Annotated in this window: 16 protein-coding genes; 11 read left to right on the top strand and 5 right to left on the bottom strand. The window is 74.4% G+C overall.

Features of this window, described 5'->3' with window-relative positions:
• Positions 1–42 precede the first annotated feature (42 nt).
• The 3 genes from BJP25_RS05690 (at position 43) to BJP25_RS33085 (ending at position 2,167) form a co-directional block, all read left to right on the top strand.
• A complete protein-coding gene (locus BJP25_RS05690; RefSeq protein ID WP_075973698.1) occupies positions 43–933 on the top strand; it encodes a sensor histidine kinase in 891 nt (296 codons plus the stop codon).
• Between the two features lie 242 nt (positions 934–1,175).
• Positions 1,176–1,643, top strand: coding sequence for a hypothetical protein (locus BJP25_RS05695; RefSeq protein WP_075973699.1), 468 nt, complete (start codon positions 1,176–1,178; stop codon positions 1,641–1,643).
• Positions 1,640–2,167, top strand: a complete 528-nt coding sequence (locus BJP25_RS33085) for an SRPBCC family protein (protein ID WP_075973700.1) — start codon at positions 1,640–1,642, stop codon at positions 2,165–2,167. The genes BJP25_RS05695 and BJP25_RS33085 overlap by 4 nt, the downstream gene beginning before the upstream one ends.
• 29 nt (positions 2,168–2,196) lie before the next feature.
• Here the strand turns inward: BJP25_RS33085 and BJP25_RS05705 are convergent, their stop codons facing one another.
• The 4 genes from BJP25_RS05705 to ligD all read right to left on the bottom strand — a co-directional run bounded on the left by BJP25_RS05705 (position 2,197) and on the right by ligD (position 7,031).
• On the bottom strand, positions 2,197–2,694 hold the full coding sequence (locus tag BJP25_RS05705) for an FBP domain-containing protein (protein ID WP_075973701.1): 498 nt from the start codon (positions 2,692–2,694) through the stop codon (positions 2,197–2,199).
• Between the two features lie 84 nt (positions 2,695–2,778).
• Positions 2,779–4,668, bottom strand: a complete 1,890-nt coding sequence (gene recQ / locus BJP25_RS05710; protein ID WP_198943379.1) for a DNA helicase RecQ — start codon at positions 4,666–4,668, stop codon at positions 2,779–2,781.
• A 340-nt stretch (positions 4,669–5,008) separates the two neighbouring features.
• Positions 5,009–5,887, bottom strand: a complete 879-nt coding sequence (locus BJP25_RS05715; RefSeq protein WP_233157923.1) for a glycoside hydrolase family 16 protein — start codon at positions 5,885–5,887, stop codon at positions 5,009–5,011.
• A 163-nt stretch (positions 5,888–6,050) separates the two neighbouring features.
• Positions 6,051–7,031, bottom strand: a complete 981-nt coding sequence (gene ligD / locus BJP25_RS05720) for a non-homologous end-joining DNA ligase (protein WP_075973702.1) — start codon at positions 7,029–7,031, stop codon at positions 6,051–6,053.
• A 279-nt stretch (positions 7,032–7,310) separates the two neighbouring features.
• Between ligD and BJP25_RS05725 the strand changes: the two genes are divergently transcribed.
• The 8 genes from BJP25_RS05725 (at position 7,311) to BJP25_RS05760 (ending at position 15,935) form a co-directional block, all read left to right on the top strand.
• A complete protein-coding gene (locus BJP25_RS05725) occupies positions 7,311–8,867 on the top strand; it encodes a M4 family metallopeptidase (RefSeq protein WP_075973703.1) in 1,557 nt (518 codons plus the stop codon).
• A 348-nt stretch (positions 8,868–9,215) separates the two neighbouring features.
• Positions 9,216–10,121, top strand: coding sequence for an alpha/beta hydrolase family protein (locus tag BJP25_RS05730; RefSeq protein ID WP_075973704.1), 906 nt, complete (start codon positions 9,216–9,218; stop codon positions 10,119–10,121).
• 77 nt (positions 10,122–10,198) lie between these two features.
• The gene (locus tag BJP25_RS05735; RefSeq protein WP_075973705.1) at positions 10,199–11,362 is read left to right on the top strand and encodes a PucR family transcriptional regulator; all 1,164 of its coding nucleotides are present in this window, start codon (positions 10,199–10,201) and stop codon (positions 11,360–11,362) included.
• A 42-nt stretch (positions 11,363–11,404) separates the two neighbouring features.
• The gene (locus BJP25_RS05740) at positions 11,405–11,776 is read left to right on the top strand and encodes a YchJ family protein (protein WP_075973706.1); all 372 of its coding nucleotides are present in this window, start codon (positions 11,405–11,407) and stop codon (positions 11,774–11,776) included.
• A gap of 155 nt (positions 11,777–11,931) precedes the next feature.
• On the top strand, positions 11,932–13,098 hold the full coding sequence (locus BJP25_RS05745) for an MFS transporter (protein WP_075973707.1): 1,167 nt from the start codon (positions 11,932–11,934) through the stop codon (positions 13,096–13,098).
• Positions 13,099–13,175: 77 nt separating this feature from the next.
• Positions 13,176–13,388 carry a 50S ribosomal protein L31 gene (gene rpmE, locus BJP25_RS05750; protein WP_075973708.1) on the top strand — a complete coding sequence of 71 codons (213 nt, stop codon included), beginning with the start codon at positions 13,176–13,178 and terminating at the stop codon, positions 13,386–13,388.
• A 136-nt stretch (positions 13,389–13,524) separates the two neighbouring features.
• Positions 13,525–15,255 carry a hypothetical protein gene (locus BJP25_RS34015; protein ID WP_075973709.1) on the top strand — a complete coding sequence of 577 codons (1,731 nt, stop codon included), beginning with the start codon at positions 13,525–13,527 and terminating at the stop codon, positions 15,253–15,255.
• 68 nt (positions 15,256–15,323) lie between these two features.
• Positions 15,324–15,935 (top strand): TetR family transcriptional regulator, encoded by a 612-nt coding sequence (locus BJP25_RS05760; protein WP_075973710.1) that lies wholly within the window; start codon positions 15,324–15,326, stop codon positions 15,933–15,935.
• Here the strand turns inward: BJP25_RS05760 and BJP25_RS05765 are convergent.
• A complete protein-coding gene (locus tag BJP25_RS05765; protein ID WP_075973711.1) occupies positions 15,873–17,108 on the bottom strand; it encodes an MFS transporter in 1,236 nt (411 codons plus the stop codon). The two genes, BJP25_RS05760 and BJP25_RS05765, sit on opposite strands and share 63 nt — an antisense overlap.
• Positions 17,109–17,139 lie beyond the last annotated feature (31 nt).

A 17,139-nucleotide genomic window follows, 5' to 3' on the forward strand; every position in this document is an offset into this window, starting at 1 on the left:
CACCAGCTACATTGAGCACCACCCCACAGAGAGGGCAGGCCGTTGTCGCACTCCGCCCTGCTCTACCGCACGCCGGAGGACTACCTGGCCGCGCTGCTGCCGCTGCTGCGGCAGGCGGCCACCACGCCCACCACCGTCGTGGTGCCCGAGCCCAACCTGCGGCTGCTGCGCGAGCACTGCGCCGCCGACGGCGTCGACGCGCACATCACCTGGCGCGACGCGGGGGACCTCGCGCGCAACCCCGGCCGGTTGGTGCCGATGGTGCTGCACCCGGTGCTCGACGAGCGGGCGCTGGTCGTCGCGGAGGTCGAGTGGCCGGGGCGGACGGGGGTCGAGCACGCGGCGTGCGTGCGCCACGAGGCCTCGGTGAACTACCTGCTGGACGGGCGGTCGGTGCGGCTGCTGTGCCCGTACTCGGCGGAGCTGGGTGCCGACCGGGTGGGCGCGGCGTACCTGACCCACGCCGTCGTGGAGGGGGGCGCGGGCGGCCACGGGTACTCGCCGGAGCGGGCGCTGGCGTTGAGCAACGTGGAGTTCGACGAGCCCGGGGGCGACGTCCGGGAACTGCGGGTGGGGGCGGGGGAGACCGGGTCGCTGGGGACGGCGCGGGCGGTGGTGGACGGGATCGCGGCCGGGGCGGGGTTGTCCGCGGAACGGCGCGGGGACGTGGCGCTGGTGGTGACCGAGCTGGTCACGAACAGCCTGGAGCACGGCGGGGGAGAGGCTGTGCTGCGGGTGTGGGTGGGTGGTGGCGAGCTGGTGTGCGAGGTGCGGGACCGGGGCAGGTTGGTGGACCCGCTGGCGGGGCTGCGGGTGGCGCCGGTGGACCAGCCGAACGGGCGGGGGTTGCTGCTGGTGCACACGATGGCCGACCTGGTGCGGTTCCGGGTCGGCGACACCGGCACGGCGATCCGGGCGCACTTCCTGGTGTGACCGCGCCGCCCGCGCAGCGGCGGAACGGGGTCGTGGCGCTGCCGACCGGTGACCTTGGCCGAGCCGTTCCCCGGACGTGCCGTCACCGGGACCGGGGTTCGGTGATGGGCTCCCAGGCGCGGGGCGGATTCGGCCCTGGCGCTGGTGAACTGGGGTTTTGCGCGCGTGCGCGGCTGGGCGCTTGACCTGCCGCACGACCGGGTACGTCTGGGTCAGTGACGCGTTGTGACCAGGAGGATGAGATGAACGAGCACCCCCGCGGCGTGGCCCGCAGGCTCGTCGCCGTCACCCGCGGCGGCGCGATGGACCCCCGGGGTCCCGAGGGGGCTCTGGACGTGCTGTCCGGGCCTGATCACCGGGACCGGTTGTCCGCGGTGCTGCGGGAGCTGGTGGAGGCGACGGCGGGCATGATGCTGTGCCGCGCCGACTCCGCGGACGCGGAGAAGGCGTTCGTGCTGGACCTGCGGGACGAGGAGGGCAACCCGGTCGTCGTCGACGAGCTCGACCCGCCGGTGCGGGCCCTGGTGCGGGCGCTGCTGGCCGAGCTGAACGGCAGGCCCGAGGACACCGGCTTCCAGCTGGAGCTGGCGCTGCTCGACGACCCGCGGTTCGACCCGGTGGACGTGCTGGTGCTGGCCCTGCTGTGGACCGTGGGGTCGATCGAGTGGTGCGAGGAGCACGACGCACCGACCCCGGGGTGGTTGGTGTGACGGCCGTGCAGGAGCGCCCCGCGCGCCGCGAGGTCGGGCCCGCCCGGCCGCGGCGCGTGGGGGCCGTCCCCACCGGGGTCGACCTCGCCACCGCCGTCGCCAACTCCGCGACGGGCGTCTACCAGGGCGAGGACGAAGATCCGCTGGGTGGTGTCCTCGCCGGGAGCAGCGGGTACCCGCGCCCCATGTCCCACTACAGCCACACCACCACCGCCGCGGTCCCCGCCGACGAGGTGTTCGCGTACGTGGCCGACGTGCGCCACCTGCCCGACTGCATCCCCGGCTTGGGCGAGGAAGCGGACCACGCCTGCGCCTGGGTGCACGTCGACCGCGCTGGCCGCTGCATGCGTTGGGGCGCCGACGGTCCCGACGACTACCACGGTTCGCTGACGGTCACCGAGACCTCCGCCGGGCAGTGCGAGATCGAGGTCCAGGTGACCACGACCCGGGGCGAGGACCCCGACGTGCGGCGGTGCATCAAGTCCACTGTGGTCGGACTGACCCGGGCCGTCGCCGCGGCCTGAGCGCTGGCCCACGGCGCAGGCGCACAGCGTCAGCCTTCGAGCACGCCGTCGAGGAACTTGTCCAGGTTGATCCGCACCCGCAGGATCCTCTCGTCCAGGGTCAGGGTCTCGGTGGGCTGCACCATCTCCGGCTTGAGCTTGCCCCGCAGGTACAGCGAGCACGCCAGGTCGGAGCAGATGTAGGTGCCCCGCGTGTTGCCCTGCCGCCCGGCCTCGCCCGCCTTGCGCGCGGAGAACAGCGCCACCCCGGTCGAGCTGTGCGTGGTCATGCACAGCGAGCAGACCGACGTGCGGACGAAGCTCGTGGCGCCCTTGGGCGGCACCGCCAGGGTGAGGCCGACGATCCGGTCGTTCCAGCTGGCCACCAGGTAGGCGCGGGTGGGCGCGCCCTGGTCGCGCCAGCCGAAGAAGTCCAGGTCCGCCCACGGGACCGCCTCCAGCGGCTTGGGCACGGGCAGGCGCTTGGCCTCGCCCTTGGAGCAGTTGGCGAAGCTGGCGCGGATCTCGGGTTCGGTGAGCTGGTGCATGGTCCCGGGTGGTGTCGGTGGCTGTCCTGGCGCCGCAGACGGTAGTTCACCGCGCCTCAGCGGACCCAGGGGTTTTCCGCCGGGTCAGCCGACGGCGGCGTCCTCCTGCTCCGGCTCGGCCGCGCCCGGTGCGCCGTCCTCGCCCGCCAGCGCAGCCAGGATCTGCTCGCCGTACTTGGCCAGCTTGTTCTCACCGACACCGCTGATCGTGCCCAGCTCGGCAGGCGTCGTGGGCTTGGCCGCCGCGATGGCCCGCAGCGTGGCGTCGTGGAAGATCACGTACGCGGGCACGCCCTGCTCCCGGGCGGTGGCGGCCCGCCAGGCCCGCAGGTCCTCGAAGACCTGGTTGTCCTCGGTCGAGAGCGGGGTCTGCGGCGCCACCGAGCGCTTGACCCTGGCGGAACCGCCGCTGCCCGCCTGCCGCTCCGGCTCGCGGCGCAGCATCACCTTGCGCTGCTGCTTGAGCACCTCGGAGCTGGCCTCGGTCAGGTGCAGCACGCCGTAGTCGCCCACCACCGCGAGCAGGCCCTGGGCGAGCAGCTGGCGCACGACCCCGCGCCACTCGCCCTCCTTGAGCTCGGTGCCCTTGCCGAAGGTGGCCAGCTGGTCGTGGCGGTGCTGGCGGACCTTCTCGGTCTGCTTGCCCAGCAGGATGTCGACGACCTGACCCGCCCCGAAGTGCTGGTTGCGCTCGTTGTCCAGCCGCCAGACCGCCGACAGCAGCTTCTGCGCGGCCACCGTGCCGTCCCAGGACTCCGGCGGCGTCAGGCAGGTGTCGCAGTTGCCGCAGCGCTCGCCGGACTGGCCGAAGTAGTTGAGCAGCTGCACCCGGCGGCACTCGATCGTCTCGCACAGCGCCAGCATCGCGTCCAGGTGCGCGCTGAGCCTGCGCCGGTGGGCCAGGTCGCCCTCGGACTGCTCGATCATCTTGCGCTGCTGCACCACGTCGGCCAGGCCGTAGGCCAGCCACGCGGTCGACGGCAGCCCGTCGCGGCCCGCGCGGCCGGTCTCCTGGTAGTAGCCCTCGACCGACTTGGGCAGGTCCAGGTGGGCCACGAAGCGCACGTCCGGCTTGTCGATGCCCATGCCGAAGGCGATGGTCGCCACGACCACCAGGCCGTCCTCGCGCAGGAACCGGGACTGGTTGCGCGCGCGGGTGCCCGCGTCGAGCCCGGCGTGGTAGGGCAGCGCGGTGACCCCGTTCTGGCACAGGAACTCCGCGGTGCGCTCCACCGAGGCGCGGGACAGGCAGTAGACGATGCCCGCGTCGCCGGCGTGCTCGGTGCGGATGAGGTCCAGCAGCTGCTTCTGCGGGCTGGCCTTGGCCACGATCCGGTACTGGATGTTGGGCCGGTCGAAGCTGGCCACGAAGTGCTTGGCGCCGGTGAGGTCGAGCCGCTCGGCGATCTCGGCGTGGGTCGCCCGGGTGGCCGTGGCGGTGAGCGCGATGCGGGGGATGTCCGGCCAGCGCTGGTGCAGCTCCGAGAGCGCGAGGTAGTCCGGGCGGAAGTCGTGCCCCCACTGCGAGACGCAGTGCGCCTCGTCGATGGCGAACAGCGCCACCGCGCCCCGGCCGAGCAGGTCGACGGTGGAGTCCATCCGCAACCGCTCGGGCGCCAGGTAGAGCAGGTCGAGCTCGCCCGCGAGGAAGTCGCGCTCCACGCGCCTGCGCTGCTGGGGGTCCTGGGTGGAGTTGAGGAACCCGGCCCGCACGCCCACGTTGCGCAGCGCGTCGACCTGGTCCTGCATCAGCGCGATCAGCGGCGAGATCACCACCCCGGTGCCCGGGCGCACCAGCGACGGGATCTGGTAGCACAGCGACTTGCCACCACCGGTGGGCATCAGGACGAGCGCGTCGCCGCCCGCCACCACCGTGTCGATGATGTCGGCCTGCTCGCCGCGGAAGGCGTCGTAGCCGAACACCCGGCGCAGCACCTGCAGCGGCGTCTCCGGCTCGGTGGGCCGGGCGGGCACCACCACCGGGTCCTCGGCGGGCGCCCCCGGCCCGTGCTCCGGCTCCGGCTCTGGCTCGCCCCAGGCGCCGTCGTACTCGTCCGGCTCCGGGGGGAGCGGCAGGTCGTCGTACTCGGTGGGGGAGGCGGGTCCCCAGGCGGCGGGCTGGGTGGGGGAAGGCACCCGGCGATACTACGACGAACGGCCGACCCGCCCCCGACCCCCGCGCCGGTACCTGTGGACAACTCGCGTCGCCGCAGGTCGGGCGCGGGGGCCGGGGCGCGTCGGCCGCCGGGGCGGGGTGGGACGGCCCCGCCCCGGCAACCGGGTCGGCCCCGCGCGGGCGGGACCGGGCCGGGGGTCAGCCGTCGTAGCCGGTCACGTGCACGTAGTCGACGACGAGCTGGTTGGGGAACTGCGTGGAGCCGTCGGGGTCGCCGGGCCAGTAGCCGCCGACCGCCAGGTTGAGGATCATGTAGAAGGGGTGGTCGAACACCCACCGGTTGCCGCCGACGTCGCCGGTGGTCTTGGTGGAGTAGGCGTTGCCGTCCACCGACCACACGATCCGGCCGGGGGTCCAGTCGACGGCGAAGGTGTGGAAGCCGTCGGCGAAGTCGCCGCCGATGCCGTAGGGCGCGCCGATGCCGCCGGAACCGGAGTAGCCGGGGCCGTGGATGGTGCCGTGCACGGTCTTGGGCTCGAAGCCCACGTTCTCCATCACGTCGATCTCACCGCACTGCGGCCACCCCGCGCTGCCGATGTCGTTGCCCAGCATCCAGAACGCGGGCCACATGCCCTGCCCGCGCGACATCTTGATGCGCGCCTCGAAGCGCCCGTAGGTCTGGGTGAAGGTCTGCGCCGTGCTCAGCCGCGCGGAGGTGTACTCGCAGGGGCCGTACCAGCACTGGTACCCGCCCGGGTTCTCGCGCTTGGCGGTGATGACCAGGTTGCCGTTGCCGTCGAGCGCGGCGTTGTTGGTGCCGTCGGTGTACCACTGCCGCTCGTGGTTGTTCACGTTGTCGCCGGTCTCGAACCGCCACTTGGACCCGTCGACCCCCGACCCGGCCGGGCCGTCGAAGTCGTCGGAGAAGGTGGTGGCCGCGGCGTGCACGGGCTCGGCGGGGGCGGCCTGCGCGGTGGGGGTCGCGGTGGTGGACAGGGGCACGAGCAGGGCGGTCGCGGCCACCGCGCCCCAGGAGAACGCGCCGCGCAGACGGGATCGGGTCGACTTCGTTGTCACCGGTGTCACCTCATTCCGCGGCGCCGCGGACCTCGGGACAGGTCCGGCGCCGCGCTCGCGGGTGTTTGTGCGGGGTGACAACAAACTATGCCCGGTCCAGACCACCCAGACAAGGGGGAAGTTCACCGGATGTCCCGGTTGTCCGGCGCCGGTGCACGGGCGCTCAGCTCCCGGCGTCCTCCGCGGCGGCGCGCTCGGCGGCCCGCTTGCGGCGTTTGCCCTCGTGCATGGCCTGGACGCGGGCCACCGGGATGGTGTGCCCCTCGGCCACCAGGTCCTCGGGCAGGGGGACGGCCGGGGGCATCAGCTCGGCCCACTTGTCTCGACCGTCGAGCAGCTCCACGGCGTTGTGCACGGTGAAGCCCTCCGGCCGCGCGCCCGCCAGCTCCGACCAGTCCAGCGGGAACGACACCGGCAGGCCGGGCCGCTTGCGCGGGCTGTAGGCGGCGGCGGTGGTGGCGCCGTAGGCGCGGGTGGAGTCCAGGAACACCTTGCCGTGCCGGTCGTCGCGGATGAACGCGGTGGTGGCCAGGTCGGGGTCGATCCGCTCGGCGCGCACGGCGATGGCGCGCATGGCGGCCGCCATGTCGTCCGGCTGCGCGCTGTCCACAACGGGCACGAAGATGTGCAACCCCTTGGCGCCGCTGGTCTTCACCGCGCCCGCCAGCCCGCTGTCGGCGAGCGCGGCGCGCACCAGTTCGGCCGCCCGCACCGCCAGGGAGAACTCGCCGCCCTCGGGCGGGTCGATGTCGAGCACGAGGTGGGTGGGGTGCAGCGGGCGCTCGGCGGGCGCGAGGGTGGGGTGGTACTCGATCGCGCGCTGGTTGCCGAACCACAGCAGGGTCTTGCGGTCGTCGCACAGCGCGTACCGGATCGTCCGCTTCGACGACTCCGCCCACACCTCCACCGAGCGCACGTAGTCCGGGGTGTACTTGGGCAGGTTCTTCTGCATGAACGCGTCCTGCCCGCGCAGCACCCGCACCACTGACAGCGGCCTGCCCGCCAGTACCGGCAGGAACCGGTCGGCCACGGCGTCGAGGTAGTCGACCAGGTCGCGCTTGGTGGCCCCGGCGCCGGGGAACAGCTCCTGGTCGAGGTTGGTCAGGGCCACGCCGTCGCGCGTCTCGCCCTTGTCGCCGCTCATGCCGGTCAGCCTGTCAACATATAAACAGAGTGACAAGTCGTGGCCGGTGCCGAACGGCCGCGCGCGCTGCGACCGGTGTCCCACAACGGAAGTCGCGAACCGGGCGGGAAAGCGGCGAACCGCGCGGCGCCCACCCCAGACATCGCCGCGGGGGCAGGCGGCGTTTCACGGACCGGCCCTTCCCAAGCGCGCGATCCTCGGGAAAAGATCACCGGGTACGTGTCAACCCGGTGAGTGGTTCGCCGCCGCCGGGTTCCCCTGCGACACGAGGAGCACCGCATGAAACGCCTCGTCCCGGGCCGCGCCCTGCCCGCCTGCCTCGCCACCGCCGCGCTCACCGCCTCCGCCCTGGCCGCGGTCGCCGGACCGGCCGCCGCCGCGCCCGCGCCGCTGACCAAGCCGGGCGCGCTGTCGCTGGCCGCCACCGAGTCCGGGAAGGTCGCCGCCGCCGCGGGCCTGGGCCCGGCCGAGCGGTTGGTGGTCAAGGACGCCATCGCGGGCAAGGACGGCGCGCGGCACCTGCGCTACGACCGCACCTACGGCGGCCTCCCGGTGCTCGGCGGCGACCTCGTCGTCACCGAGGCCGCCGACGGCGCGATCCGCTCGCTGCACAAGGCTTCCGACGCCGCGTTCACCCTGTCGACGACGCCGGTGCTGACCGCGGCCGACGCGGGCGCGCGGGTGCTGTCCACCCGGGCCGCCGAGCCGATGGCCACCGCCTACGCCCAGCGCGGGCAGTCCACGCTGATGGTCTACGCCGTGCGCACCGCGCCCGTGCTGGCCTACGACACCGTCCTCACCGGCATCAAGGCCGATCAGACGCCGAGCGTGCTGCACGTGGTCACCGACGCCGCCACCGGCGCGGTGCTCTACACCCACGACGAGGTCGAGACGGCCGCGGGCACCGGGGAGTCGATGTACGGCGGGTCGGTCACCCTCGACACCACCGAGACCTCCGGCGGCTACCAGCTCACCGACCCGGGCCGGGGCAACCAGGAAGTGCTCGACGACAAGTCGAACCAGGTGTTCACCGACGCCGACAACGCCTGGGGCGACGGCACCGCGGCCGACCCCGCCACCGCCGCGGTCGACGCCGCCTACGGCGCCGCGACGACGTGGGACTACTACAAGAACTCCTTCGGCCGCAACGGCATCGCCGACGACGGCCGCGGCGCGCAGAGCTTCGTGCACTACGGCAACGCCTACCAGAACGCGTTCTGGAGCGACAGCTGCTTCTGCATGACCTACGGCGACGGGGCGAACGACGAGCACCCGCTGACCGCGCTGGACGTCGCGGGCCACGAGATGTCGCACGGCGTCACCTCCGAGACCGCGGGCCTGGTGTACTCCGGGGAGTCCGGCGGGCTCAACGAGGCCACCAGCGACATCTTCGGCACCATGGTGGAGTTCTCCGCGGGCAACGCCGCCGACCCGGGCGACTACCTCATCGGGGAGCGCATCGACCTGTTCGGCACCGGGGAGCCGCTGCGGTACATGGACGACCCGACCAAGGACGGCAAGTCGGTGGGCTGCTGGACCTCCAGCACCGGCGGCCTGGACGTGCACCACTCCTCCGGCGTGGCGAACCACTTCTTCTACCTGCTGGCCGAGGGCAGCGCGAACAGCCCGACGTGCGGCGCCCCCGCGGTGACCGGGATCGGCCGGGAGAAGGCCGCCGCGATCTGGTACAACGCGCTGACCACGAAGTTCGTCTCCACCACGGACTACGCCGACGCGCGCACCCAGACCCTCGCCGCCGCCGAGGAGCTCTACGGCGCGGGCAGCGCTGAGGTGTCCGCGGTGGCCGCCGCGTGGTCGGCGGCGGCCGTCGACTGAGGCCCCCACCTGGTCCGACCGCCCCGGCGCTGCCCTCGGCGCCGGGGCGGTCCCCTGTCCCCGGCGGGAATGGCAGGGCATTGCGGCAAGCTCTGAAAAGCTTGAGGTATCAAGCGTTATCTGGATCTGACAAACTGGCCGGTAGCCTTTTGCGCCGTCGCGCGGTGCCGCTGGACCTGCGGTAACGTCGTCACAGATGATCTGCGCCACTGCACGCTCACCGAGGTGAGTGTTCGGCGCGGCGGCTTCTGCGGATTGGTGCGCTCTTTCCTGTCGCCTGTTTTCCCGCGTGTAACGCTGCATTAGCGTGCGAACCCCAGGACCCGTTCAGTGTCGAGGAGTTCGGACGTGCGAGGTACTTTCCTGAAGCGCTCGGCGGTGGCCGCCGCGGCGCTCGCGGTGGCCACCACCGCGGCGTTCGTGGCGCCCCAGGCGTTCGCCGGGCAGGCGCCCACCACCGCGGCGCAGGTGCGTGCGAGCGCCTTCGCCAAGGGCCCGGACCCGACGGAGCAGACGATCAAGGCCCAGCGCGGGCCGTTCCAGATCAAGCAGCTGTCGGTGGCCGCGCAGTCCGGTCGCGGCTTCAACCGCGGCACCATCTACTACCCGACCGACACCGGCCAGGGCACCTACGGCGCCATCGCGGTCATCCCCGGGTTCCTGGAGCCGGAGTTCATCACCTCCTGGTACGGCCCGACGCTGGCCTCCTACGGCTTCGTGGTCATGACCCTGGAGCCCTTCGCCATCACCGACTTCCCCGACCCGCGCAGCAACCAGCTGCTCGCCGCGGTGGACTGGCTGGCCGCCGACTCCCCGGTCAAGGCCCAGGTCGACCCGAACCGGCTCGCGGTCATGGGGCACTCGATGGGCGGCGGCGGCGCGCTGCTGGCCGCGAGCAAGCGCCCGTCGCTCAAGGCCGCCGTCCCGCTGGCGCCGTGGAACCTCTACGCCGACTTCGCGGGCGTCACCGTGCCCACGCTGGTCATCGGCGCGGACAACGACTTCATCGCCCCGGTCGGCATGCACGCGGACCCGATGTACGCCTCGATCAAGGCCAGCCCGAACGAGGGCTACCTCAAGCTGAAGAACGCCGACCACTTCACGGTGAACAGCTACAGCGCCACGCTGACCAAGTTCACCGTGTCGTGGATGAAGCGCTACGTCGACGAGGACACCCGCTACACCCAGTTCCTCTGCCCCGCTCCGCAGCCGGACCCCTCGTTCGCCAGCTTCCAGATGACCTGCCCCAGCTAGCCCGGCCGGTGGGGGCGGCCCGCGCCGGCCGCCCCCACCCACCCGTCCCGAGTACAGCCCGAGGGTGGAGGTGCACGATGACGACAGCCAGGACGACCACGAGGACCGCACGACCCCGACCCGCAGGCGAGCAGGACCACCGCCGCCTCGCCACCGCGGCCAGGGCCCGCCTGCCCGAGCTCGTCCGCGCCGCCGTCGGGGCCATCACCGGCGGGGTGGGCCCGGTCGACGCCCCCGCCGTCACCGCGGTCGAGGCGGCCGTGCTGGCGGGCATCGACGCGGTGTTCGCCGACGCCCCCACCCCGGCCGCGGCCAGGGCCGTGCTCAAGGGCGTCGGCGCCCAGGAGCGCCGCGCGGGCCGCGGCCTGGAGCGCGTGGAGTCGGCCGCCCGGCTGGCCTCCCGCGCCGTGTGGCGCAGGCTCACCGCCATCGCGGGCGAGCTGCGGGTGCCGCCGGTGGTGATGGTCTCGACCGTGGACGCGCTGTTCGCCTTCACCGACGACCTGGTCGACGCCGCCCGCGAGGGCCACGACTCGGTCACCGAGCCCTCCGACCCCCGCCGCGCCGAGCTGCTGGCCCTGCTGGTCACCCCCGGCCCGGTCAGCGACCTGGAGCGCCGCGCCGCCGACGCCCGCTGGCCGCTGCCCGAGCGGGTCGTGGCCGTGGTGTCCGACCTGCCCTTCCGCGTCGAGCCCGGCGAGCTGGACCCGCGCATCCTGGCCAACACCGACCGCGAGACCACCTGCCTGCTGGTGCCCGCCGACGTCGAGCTGCCGCAGGAGCTGGCGCAGGAGTTGGCCCGGGGCCGCGACACCCGCTTCGCCGCGGGCCTGCCCATGCCGGTCGCCGAGGCCCACCGGTCGGTGGAGTACGGCCGCAGGCTGCTCGACCTGGTCGAGCGCGGCAGCCTGCCCCCGGCCCGCCTCACCCGCGGCTGCGACCACCTGGTCACCCTGCTCACCGCCGCCGACGGCGGGCTGCTGCGCTGGATCAGGGAGGACAACCTCGGCCCGCTGGCCCAGCTGTCCGAGGGCCGCCGCGCCAAGCTGCTGACCACCCTCGCGCTCTGGTTGCGCCACGACGGCGACGCCCGCGAGGTCGCCAAGCGCGTCCAGCTGCACCCGCAGTCCGTCCGCTACCGCGTGCAGCAGGTCAAGGACCTCCTGGGCGACCAGGCGCTGGAGGGCGAGAAGCGGTTCCTGCTCCAGCTCGCCCTCTGCACCCGCACCCGCGGCCGGTGACCGGGCGCGGGTGACCGGGGCGCCGTGGCGCAGAATGCCCCGGTGCCCACCACCTGCCCCTGCGGCTCCACCCTCCCCCGCGCGGACTGCTGCGGCCGGGTGATCGACACCGGGTCCGCGGCCACCGCCGAGGCGCTGATGCGGTCCCGCTTCACCGCCTTCACCGAGGGCGACACCGCGCACCTGCTGCACACCTGGCACCCCAGCACCCGGCCCGCGCGCCTGGACCTGGACCCGGACTTGCAGTGGGTGCGCTTGGAGGTGCTCTCGCGCACCGGGGGCGGGTTGCTGCACGCCGAGGGGACGGTGTCCTTCCGCGCGCATTTCCTGACGGTGAACGGGCCGGACGTCCTGGTCGAGGACAGCCGGTTCACCCGGTTCGAGGGGCAGTGGAAGTACCTGGCGGCGCGGTAGCCGCGGCGGCGGGTGGTCCCGCTACCCTCGTGCCCATGGCTCGTGAGCGCCGTCCGGCCGCCAAGTACGCGGTCTAGCTGTGCGGACCCAGCCCGCCTGCGACAGCAGGTGGGCCGAGATCCCCTGTCCGCACACACCTCACGAGGCGATCACCCATGCGCAGACTGGTCTTGCCGACCGTCCTGCTGTCCTCCGCCGCATTCCCCCTGACCATCACCGGCGCCTCGCTGGCGCTGGCCGACATCCAGACCACCCTCGGACCCGCCCGCTGGGTCGTGAACGGGTACAACATCGCGTTCGCCGCCTGCCTCGTCCTCGCGGGTTCGCTCGCGGACCGGGTGGGCAAGCGGCGGGTCTACGCCGCGGGTGTCCTGCTGTTCTGCCTGGCGGGCGCGGTCAGCGCGACCGCCGCTGACGTCGCCGTCCTCACCGCCTCGCGGGTCGCCGCGGGCGTCGGTGCCGCCGCGGCCGTGGCGGGCGGCACCGCGATCCTCGCCGAGGTCGCCACCGGGGCGGCCCGGGCGAGGGCCTTGGGGCTCCTCGGCACCGTCCTGGGCGGGGGCCTGGCGTTCGGCCCCGCGGTCGGCGGCCTGCTCGTCCACGGCTTCGGGTGGCGCGCCGTCTTCGCCCTCCCGGCCGGGTTGGCGCTCGTCGCCCTGGTCCTCTCCGCCTGGTTCCCCGCGACCCCGGCCGGGCGGCGCGCCGCCGAACCCGCCGGGGCGCGCTCGCTCGGCAACCCGACCTTCCTGGCCTGGGCGGTCGCGGCGGGGGCGTTCATGGCCGTGCTCGTGCCCCTGCTCGTCTACCTGCCCACTTACCTGATCACCGTCGGCGGGCACGACGCGGGCGCGGCGGGCGCGTGGCTGCTGTTCCTGACCGTGCCCACGGTCGTGCTGCCGTCGGTCGGGGCGCGGCTGGGCAGGCCGGGGGCGGTCGTGCTCGGCGCGCTCTGCCTCACCGGCCTCGGCGCGCTGCTGCTGGTGACCATCGCCCCCGACAGCGGGCTGCTCGCGCTCGCGGGCCCGTTCCTGCTGGTGGGCTCCGGTGTCGGGCTCACCACCGGGCTGCTGGACGGGCTCGCGCTCGGCAGCGTGGAGCCGGGTCAGGCGGGGGCCGCCGCCGGGCTGTTCAACACCTCACGGCTCGCCACCGAGACCGCCTCGCTGGCGGCGGTGGGGGCGTTGCTGCAAGCGGTCAGCGGCGGGGCGCTGGTGGACACCACCGGGTTGCGCGTCGCCTGCGCGGTGCTGGCGGGGGTCGCCGGGCTCGCCGCGGTGCTGGTCGTGGTCCTGCGGCGGGGCACCGGGGCCCGCGTGGCATGATGAACAGTGGAATTCGGTTTCGGTTCACCCCTCCGGCCCTGGTGGGGACCCGACGACCACGTCACGAGGAGAACACTGTGAAGAGCGGCATCCACCCGGACTACGCCCCCATCGAGGTCACCTGCAGCTGTGGTGTCAAGTTCACCACCCGCAGCACCAACACCTCGGGGTCCCTCTACGTCGACATGTGCTCGAGCTGCCACCCGTTCTACACCGGCAAGCAGCGCATCCTCGACACCGGCGGCCGGGTCGCGCGCTTCGAGAAGCGGTACGGCAAGCGCCAGAAGTAACCGCTGGAGCCACCCGGACGGCGCTCGGCCCCCCGCGGGCCGGGCGCCGTCCGGCGTTCCCGGGCGGCCACGCCTGCCCCCGGGGGCAAGGCGGGTCCCGCTACGATCCGCTGACCCGACCTGGAGGGAGGCGGTCGTGGCCTGCGAGGTCACCTTCCGGCTCACGGCCCCCGGGACCACCGCCGGTGGCGAGGAGCTGCTGCTGCGGGTCGTGGACGTGCTCGACGCCGAGGACGGGCACACCGACGCCGACGGGTCCGTGGTGGACCTGGTGGGCGGCGATGTCGCCGGGGCTCCCGGCGCGCTGGTCTGCTCGGTCACCGTCGGCACCGACCGGCTGGCCCGGGCGGTGGAGGCGGGCACCGACCTGGCCGAGCTGCTGCGCGCCCGCATCCCCGACCTGCTGGATTGGCAGCTCGACGCCGTCGGCGCGCAGCGGGTCGACGCCGACGCCGACCCCGGCGGCGAGCCCGACCCCACCCGCGCCACCCCCGCCGAGCACCTGCCGCTGGAGCTGGTCGAGCTGTGCTCGGCGCACCTGGTCGCCGGTGCCGTGCGTGGCCTCTACGCCCCCGACCCGCTGCGCAGGCACATGGTCGACCCCGCCGACCTGGTCGCGGGCGCCGCCGAGGGCGCGCCGTGGGCGCGGACGCTGCCCGGGGTGCTCGGGGACCTGCTGCTGCGCGCGGCGCTGCTGGAGCGCGAGCACGGCGAGCGGGTGCAGCAGGTGGGGCGCGGCGGGGGCGACCCGGCGCTGGCCGAGGCGCTGCTGGCGCACGTGCGCGCCGAGGCCGACCACCCGTCCACCGGGTACGCCGAGCACAACCTGCGGATGCGCGCGCACGCGCTGGTCGAGGAGTTCACCGCGCGCCACGAGCTGTCCCGGCGCGGCGAGCAGGAGCCCGAGCAGCTGGCCGCGTTCCTCTGGGCGGGCCTGCGCGCCCTGACCGCCCTCACCTCCGCCGTGCACGCCGACGCCCCGACCCCGTGGGCGCTGCTGGACGAGCTGGTCGACGACCCGGTGGTGGCGCACTTCGCCGAGCGCGACCGCGACTACCTCGACCGGGTGGGCGTGGCGGTGACCGGGGAGACCGCGGGCGCCGCGCTGGCCGTGCTGCTGGTGCGCGTCGCCCTGGTGCACCCCGACCTGCTCGACGGGCCGCTGCCCGGCGCCGACGACCCGGACGTCGTCGGCGGCCCGCTGCACCACGTGCTCTTCCACGTCCTGCTCGACCTGGGCGCCGACGCGGTGGAGGCGGCGGCCCTCGACGGCACCGACCCGGTGGCCGCCGCGCTGCGCCCGGTGCTGCGCGCGGTGGCCGACGCCGACGCCGAGGACCTGTTCGACCCCTACGACGACCTGCACGCCGCCCTGGAGGACCTGCTGCGCACCGAGGCGGGCGACCCCGGCCCGGCGCGGGCGGTGCTGCGGTCGCTGGCGGAGGCGGCGGCGTTCGCGGGCGCCGACCGGGTGGCGGCCTGGCGGGCGGACCTGGTGCACGACCCGCGCGAGTACGCCTGCGTGCTGGTCGACGCCGACGACGACGAGGTCGACCGGCGCATCCGCGCGCTGCTGCTGGCGCACGCGTGCGCGCTGGACGTGGCGGTGGCCACCGAGCTGGCCGCCGACCTGCCCGAGCTGGTGGGCGCGGACCCCCGGGACGACCCGGCCATCCGCACCACCGCGCTGCGCTGGTGGAAGTCGCTGACCGAGCTGGGCGCCGAGGCCGCGGGCGGCCCCCCGGCAGACGGCCCCGAGCCGGGGTCGCTGGCCACCCGGGACCTGGTGGTCGGCGTGGTGCAGGCGGTGGCCGTGGTGTCCGCCGCGCTCGGCGGCGACGTGGCCTTCGAGGTCTTCGGCGCCTGAGCAGGAACCGCCGCGGGCCGCCGTCCGACCACTCCGGCGGGGGCTGACCCCAGCGGAGGGAGCGGACGGTGCTCGGGTTCGACGGGACGCAGGCGGGCCGGGTGCTGGCGGCGGTGTTCGACGCCGTGGCGGACAAGGGGTACGCGGCGACCACGGTCGCGGACGTGGTGGCGGGCGCGGCCGTGTCCAAGCGGACCTTCTACCAGCACCACGACGACAAGGAGGGCTGCTTCGCCGCCGCGTGCGGCGCGGCCGCCACCGACCTCGCGCGGACCCTGCGCGCCGCCGTGGCCCCGATCGCCCCGCACGACTGGCACGCGCGCGTCCACACCGCCTGGCAGGTCCTGCTCGACGCGCTGGCCACCCACCCGACCGCCGCGTGGTGCCTGTTCGTCGAGGCGCCGAGCGCGGGGGCGGCCACCACCGCGGGGCTGCTGGCCGCGCACGAGTCCGCCGCGGGCTCGCTGGCCCGGCTGCACGAGCGCGCCCGGCTCCGCCACCCCGGCATGCGCCGCCCCTCGCCGGACGCCTTCGGCCTGCACGTCGGCGGGGCTGTCGAACTGGTCCGGCGGACCCTGCTGCGCGCGGGCGCCCCCGCCCTGCCCGGCCTGCTGCCCTCAGTGGTGGAGAACGCGCTCGTCCTGTTCGAGCCCGCGCCCGCGGTCCGCCGCACGGCCTGAGCGGGGGAACGCCGAGCGGGCCAGGCCCACCACCACCGCGGCGACCACGGCCACCCCGGCGGCCAGCGGGGTGAGCAGCCCCAGGTGCCCGCCGCCGACCAGCAGCTCGCCGAAGTAGGCTCCGGACCCGATGCCGACCTGGAACGACACCACGTACACGGCGCTGGCCGCGTCCTGGGCGTGCGGGGCCACGCGCAGCACGGCCGACTGCAAGCAGACGGGGACCGCGGCGAACCCGAAGCCCCACACCAGCACCGACAGCACCGTGACCAGCGGGCCGTCGAACACCGACAGCACCACCAGGGCGGCGGCCACCGCGCCGACGCAGCAGATGAAGGTGGTGCCGGGGTGGCGGTCGACCACGTGCCCGACGGCGACGTTGCCGACCAGGCCGACCAGCCCGTACCCGAGCAGCAGCGCGCTGAGCCCGAACCCGTCCAGGCCGCCGGTCTCGCGCACCAGCGGCGCGAGGTAGGTGTAGGCGGCGAAGTGGCCGACCACGACGACCACCGTCACCAGGCACACCACGGCGACGCCGGGGGAGCGCACGACCGCGCCCGCCGCCCGCAGCCGCCGCAGCGCCCCGTCGCCGCGCGGCACGGCCAGCACGGGCAGCCGCCACAGCAGCGCCACCGCGCTGAGCGCCCCCGCGGCCGCCAGCACGCCGAACGACACGCGCCAGTCGGTCGCCTGGCCGAGGGCGGTGCCCAGCGGCACCCCGAGCACCAGCGCGCCGGAACTGCCGACGAAGACGAACGCGGTGGCCTTGCCCGCCTGGTCCGGGGGCGCGAGCCGGGCCGCGGCGGGGGCCAGGGTGGACCAGAACACCCCGTGCGCCAGCGAGGTCACCAGCCGGGTCAGCACCAGCACGGAGAAGGTCGGGGCGACGGCGGCGAACGCCTGGGACACGGCGAACACCGCCACCAGCGCGACCAGCAGCCGGTGCCGGGGCACGCGCATGGTCAGTGCGGTGAGCGGGATCGTCGTCATCGCGGCGATCGCGGCGTAGGAGGTGAGCAGGAAGCCCACCCGGGACTCCGGCACCCCCAGGTCGGCGGCGATCTGCGGCAGCAGCCCGATCGGCAGCGTCTCGGCGGTGACGAACACGAACGACGCCGTCGCGAGCGCGGCGAGGGCGGCGCGCTGGAAGCGCGCGGGCGGGTCGGTCTGCACCGGCCCGAATATAATCGGTCGCAGAGCAAAT

Origin of the sequence: Actinokineospora bangkokensis (assembly GCF_001940455.1) — a bacterium.
Lineage (GTDB): Bacteria > Actinomycetota > Actinomycetes > Mycobacteriales > Pseudonocardiaceae > Actinokineospora > Actinokineospora bangkokensis.

Coding starts and splice junctions, on each gene's coding strand:
- BJP25_RS05735 (WP_075973705.1), top strand. CDS start 10,199: ATGACGACAGCCAGGACGACCACGAGGACCGCACGACCCCGACCCGCA.
- BJP25_RS05705 (WP_075973701.1), bottom strand. CDS start 2,694: ATGCACCAGCTCACCGAACCCGAGATCCGCGCCAGCTTCGCCAACTGC.
- ligD (WP_075973702.1), bottom strand. CDS start 7,031: ATGAGCGGCGACAAGGGCGAGACGCGCGACGGCGTGGCCCTGACCAAC.
- BJP25_RS05745 (WP_075973707.1), top strand. CDS start 11,932: ATGCGCAGACTGGTCTTGCCGACCGTCCTGCTGTCCTCCGCCGCATTC.
- BJP25_RS05725 (WP_075973703.1), top strand. CDS start 7,311: ATGAAACGCCTCGTCCCGGGCCGCGCCCTGCCCGCCTGCCTCGCCACC.
- BJP25_RS05695 (WP_075973699.1), top strand. CDS start 1,176: ATGAACGAGCACCCCCGCGGCGTGGCCCGCAGGCTCGTCGCCGTCACC.